At 68.9% G+C, this 4,626-nt stretch carries 5 protein-coding genes; 1 reads left to right on the top strand and 4 read right to left on the bottom strand.

The window, feature by feature from the left end; all coding sequences use genetic code 11:
• Positions 1 to 72: 72 nt before the first annotated feature.
• The 4 genes from AAHM44_RS24710 to AAHM44_RS24695 all read right to left on the bottom strand — a co-directional run bounded on the left by AAHM44_RS24710 (position 73) and on the right by AAHM44_RS24695 (position 3,134).
• A complete protein-coding gene (locus AAHM44_RS24710) occupies positions 73 to 936 on the bottom strand; it encodes a hypothetical protein (protein ID WP_269574690.1) in 864 nt (287 codons plus the stop codon).
• A gap of 141 nt (positions 937 to 1,077) precedes the next feature.
• Positions 1,078 to 1,425: a hypothetical protein gene (locus tag AAHM44_RS24705; protein ID WP_269574691.1), complete on the bottom strand. Its 348-nt coding sequence runs from the start codon at positions 1,423 to 1,425 to the stop codon at positions 1,078 to 1,080.
• Positions 1,422 to 1,655, bottom strand: a complete 234-nt coding sequence (locus AAHM44_RS24700; RefSeq protein WP_269574692.1) for a hypothetical protein — start codon at positions 1,653 to 1,655, stop codon at positions 1,422 to 1,424. Before AAHM44_RS24700 ends, AAHM44_RS24705 begins: the two co-directional genes overlap by 4 nt.
• A 156-nt stretch (positions 1,656 to 1,811) precedes the next feature.
• Positions 1,812 to 3,134 (bottom strand): replication-associated recombination protein A, encoded by a 1,323-nt coding sequence (locus AAHM44_RS24695; RefSeq protein ID WP_342251650.1) that lies wholly within the window; start codon positions 3,132 to 3,134, stop codon positions 1,812 to 1,814.
• A 105-nt stretch (positions 3,135 to 3,239) separates the two neighbouring features.
• On the opposite strand from AAHM44_RS24695, the gene ubiM reads away from it, so the two are divergent.
• Positions 3,240 to 4,400: a 5-demethoxyubiquinol-8 5-hydroxylase UbiM gene (gene ubiM, locus AAHM44_RS24690; RefSeq protein ID WP_342251649.1), complete on the top strand. Its 1,161-nt coding sequence runs from the start codon at positions 3,240 to 3,242 to the stop codon at positions 4,398 to 4,400.
• The last annotated feature ends 226 nt before the right edge of the window (positions 4,401 to 4,626 follow it).

The raw sequence follows: 4,626 nt of genomic DNA, 5'->3' as shown, positions 1-4,626 counted from the left end.
CCGCCCCCCCCCCCCCCCCCCCCCCCCCCCCCCCCCCCCCCCCCCGGGGTGACGATTGAAGCTAGCGTGCGGTCAGCGCACCCCGAAGGTCCAGCCTTCGGTTCTGGCCAGTTCGGGCGTCAGGCCTTCGGGTGCCCATAGGCCGGGATCGTCGGCCACGGCGCGCAGCCAGGCGGCAGTGAGGATCGCGTCGGTGGCGTGGTCGTCATAGCGGGGCAGCTGCGCATGGGGGCCGGAGCCCAGCGCGGCCAGCATCGTGTCGAGCGTTTCGCCGTCGCGGATCTTGGAGATGCCCTTGCGCATGCCGGCGGTGCGGGCGGCGAGCGCGGTGTAGATCTCGACCAGGACCGGGCCTGTTTCCGGCAGCGGATCGAAGGGCCAGATCGGCACCTTGCCGCGGAGGCGGTGCAGCACGCGCATGCCGGTGAGGCTCGACTTGCCGACCTGGCTGGCACCGACCAGGTTGAAGCAGCTGTACGGCGACAGCTGCATTGCCGCCTGGCCATGCTCGCAGACCCGGAAGCGGCCGCGGCCGGGCGGGAACAGGTCGCCGCAATCGCGCAGCTGGCGGAAATGGCGGCGGGCGTCGGTGTGGCCGACAAAGCTGGTGGCGGCGAGATGCGGGTCTTCGCTCGAGAGTTGCTCGACGAGTTGCCAGAGCGCCGGACCGTCTGCCGGGGAGCGGTCCCAGCCGGGGAAGTACGCGCCTTCATCGACCAGCGGGAAGGCGGGGGACAGGTCGAGGCCGACCAGCGCGCGGGTGCCGCTGTCCGCGAGGTCGGCGAGCCAGTCGGCGATGTCCTGGCGGGACCAGTTGCGATCGACCAGCTCCGGAGCGGCGGTGCCGGCCTGTGCGCAGGCGACGGCAAGGCCCTTGGGGCGCTCGACCGCCTGGCCGGACCAGTCGATTGCGATGAAGGTTGTGAAGGAGGGCATTGGATTCGCGGGCCTAGCACCACCCGTCATGCTGAACTTGTTTCAGCATCCAACGCTCCCCAAAGGATATCCCTCTCGGCTCCTTGGATGCTGAAACAAGTTCAGCATGACGAAATGGGGCGCGTCTCCGGGGATCGGGGCTCACGGCCGCTCCGGCATGCCGGCGGCGATGCGCTGGGGCTTCTTCGCGCGGTCCCACCAGGCGCGCTGGATGTAGAGCTCGATCCGCTCGCGGCTCTCGGTGCCGAAGCGGACCAGGATCATCGGATAGTTGGCATAGTGCGCGGTCTGCCAGAAACTGTCCGGATCGGTTTCGAGAAGGATCTCCTTCTCGGGCATGGTGCAGACCAGGCCGAAGCTGCCCTTTTCACGGCCCGGGGACATCAGGCCCTTGCCGTTGATCTTGGGACAAAGCGTGCCCCACCAGCTTTCCATCACCACATCGGGGAGAGTGCGGGCATAGGCGGTGGCTTCGTCCCAGTTGTTCATTCGAACCCTCCGTTTCGCCAGGTGACGAAGCCTTCCGTCCATTTGTCCTGGCCCAGCGTGTAGCTTTCGATGAGGAAATCGTCCGGGTGGTCGCGAAAGCCGGGCAGCGCAACGCTGCGCGCGCGTGCGGCCTCGGCGTCCGCGTGGCTGGCATAGATGCCGATCAGCTTGGATTCCTCCTCACCCTCATTGAGCTGATAGGAGTGCCAGAGCAGGAACACCTCGTTCATTCGTCGCTACACCCTTGCTTTTCCATTCCGTCATCCCCGCGCAGGCGGGGATCCAGAGTCACGAAGGTCATCGCTCTGCCACCCTGGATCCCCGCCTGCGCGGGGATGACGAAGGAGGGCGCGGGGATGACGAAGTTGGGTGTGTTTGGCGGGAGGTTACCCATCCCGCTTCCGCTCGCGCATCTCGTTCCACCAGGCCAGCCGCTCGGCGATGCGCTTTTCGTGGCCGCGGTCGGTGGGGGTGTAGAAGGTCTGGGGGGCCATTTCCTCGGGCCAGTAATTGTCGCCCGAGAAGCCGCCCTCGGCATCATGGTCATAGGTGTAGCCCGCGCCATAGCCGATCTGCTTCATCAGCTTGGTGGGGGCGTTGAGGATGTTCTGCGGCGGCATCAGCGAGCCGGTTTCCTTGGCGCTGCGCCATGCCGCCTTCTGCGCCATGTACGCCGCATTCGATTTGGGCGCGGTGGCGACATAGAGGCAGGCCTGAGCGATCGCCAGCTCGCCCTCGGGGGAGCCCAGGAACTCATAGGTGTCCTTGGCCGCGAGACACTGGACCAGCGCATTGGGGTCGGCGAGGCCGATGTCCTCCACGGCCATGCGGATCAGCCGGCGCAGCACGTAGAGCGGCTCCTCGCCGGCGGTGAGCATGCGCGCGAGATAATAGAGCGCCGCCTGGGGATCGCTGCCGCGCACCGATTTGTGGAGCGCGGAGATCAGGTTGTAATGACCCTCGCGATCCTTGTCGTAGACCGCGACGCGGCGCTGGAGGAAATCGCCGAGTGCCGCGGGATCGAGCGGCTTCTCGAACTGGACCGAGAACAGGGTCTCGGCCTGGTTGAGCAGGAAGCGGCCGTCGCCGTCGGCGCTCGCCACCAGCGCGTCGCGCGCCTCGGGGGTGAGGGGGAGGGGGCGTTCTTCCGCCGCCTCGGCGCGGTCGAGCAGGCGGGTGAGCGCTTCATGATCGAGCCGGCGCAGGATCAGCACCTGGGCGCGGCTGAGCACGGCGGCGTTGAGCTCGAAGCTGGGATTCTCGGTGGTGGCGCCGACCAGGGTTACGGTGCCGTCCTCGACATAGGGCAGGAAGCCGTCCTGCTGCGAGCGGTTGAAGCGGTGGATCTCGTCCACGAACAGCAGCGTCCTGCGGCCGAGCCGCGCATATTCCTTTGCCTCGGCGAACACCTTCTTGAGGTCGGCGACGCCCGAGAACACCGCGCTGATCGCGACGAAGCGCAGGCCGACGGCATTGGCGAGGAGGCGGGCGATCGTGGTCTTGCCGGTGCCGGGCGGGCCCCAGAGGATGATCGAGCTGAGCTTGCCCGCCGCGACCATGCGGCCGATCGCCCCTTCGGGGCCGGTCAGGTGCTCCTGTCCCACGACGTCGGCGAGATCCTGCGGGCGCAGGCGATCGGCCAGCGGGCCATCGGGCGGCGTGGTCTCGGGGGCGAAGCTCGGTTCCTGGGCGGCGAAAAGGTCTGCCATGGACGCTAGATAAGCGCAGACGACGAATTGTGCATCCTTGGCTTTGATCAAACGCAATTGGCACGGGCGCGCGCAGGTGCATGAGCATGGCGAAGGAGTAGCGCCATGGATTGCGACGTCATTATCGTGGGCGGTGGCCCGGCCGGGCTGGCCTTTGCCCGGTCGCTGCGGGACACCGGGCTGGAGGTGCTGCTGGTCGAGCGCCAGCCGCGCGCCGCGCTGGCCGAGCCGGGCTATGACGGGCGCGAGATCGCGCTGACGCACGGATCGCGGGCGATCCTTGAGCGGATGGGGGTGTGGGAGCGGATCCCCGAGGCGGCGCCGCTCCAGGCCGCGCGGGTGCGCAACGGGCGATCGGCCTTCGCGCTCGACTTCGATCCCGGGCATGACGGCCAGCCGCTCGGCTGGCTGGTCTCCAATCATCTGATCCGCCAGGCGCTGTTCGAGACGGTGCAGGATCAGCCGGGGCTGCGGCTCGCCTGCGGGATCGGCCTGGGCAGCGCGCGGACGACGCGGGACTGTGCCGAGGTCACCCTGTCGACCGGACTCTCCATACGCGGAAGGTTGCTCGTCGCGGCGGACTCGCGGATGTCGCCGGTGCGCGAGCAGCTGGGGATCGCGGCGGAGATCAACCGGCTGGGCCGATCGATGCTGGTGTGCCGCGTTTCGCATACGAAATGGCATGAACAGGTCGCGACCGAATGGTTCGGCCATGGCCAGACGATCGCGTTGCTGCCGCTCAACAACGGCATGACCTCGGTGGTGCTGACCCTGCCCGAGCGGGCGATCGCGCGGCTGGCGACCTTGCCCGATGCGGCGCTGGCTAAGGAGCTGACCAAGCGATCGTCGGGGATATTGGGGCCGATGGAGATGGCGGGGACGCGCCATGTCTATCCGCTGGTCACTACCTGGGCGAAGCATTTCGGGGCGCGGCGGGCGGCACTGATCGGCGATGCGGCGGTGGGGATGCACCCGGTGACCGCGCATGGCTTCAACCTGGGCCTGAGCGGGCAGGATCTGCTGGCGGCGGAGATCCGCGAGGCGCTGCGCCACGGGCGGGACATTGCGGGGGAGCAGGTGATCCGGTCGTACGAGGAGGGGCACCGCGCGGCGGCGCGGCCGCTGTGGCTCGGCACCAATTTGCTGGTGACGCTCTATACCGATGAGCGCCCGCTCGCCCGGGTGATGCGGCATACCGGGCTGCGGCTGGGGGCACGGCTGCCGATCTTCCGGACGGGGGTTCGGAACATGCTGATGGCGCGGTAGGGCAGGGCTTTAGAAATTCCCCTCCCTGCAAGGGAGGGGTTAGGGGTGGGTTAGAAAAGGTCGGGCTCGATGCCCGGCCTTTTCTGTTTCCGCAGGCCGTCTCGCCGGGGGGGCCCCCGCGGCCCCGGGGGGGGGGGGGGGGGCGCCCCCCCCCCCCCCCCGCCGGGGGGGGGGGGGGGGGGGGGCCCCCCCCCCCCGGCCCCGGGCTCCGGGGCGCGCCCAGCCA

The organism is Sphingomonas sp. OTU376 (assembly GCF_038440415.1).
Lineage (GTDB): Bacteria > Pseudomonadota > Alphaproteobacteria > Sphingomonadales > Sphingomonadaceae > Sphingomonas > Sphingomonas kyeonggiensis_A.
The sequence above is the reverse complement of the archived record's forward strand: the minus strand, read 5'-3'. Positions and strand labels throughout refer to the sequence as shown.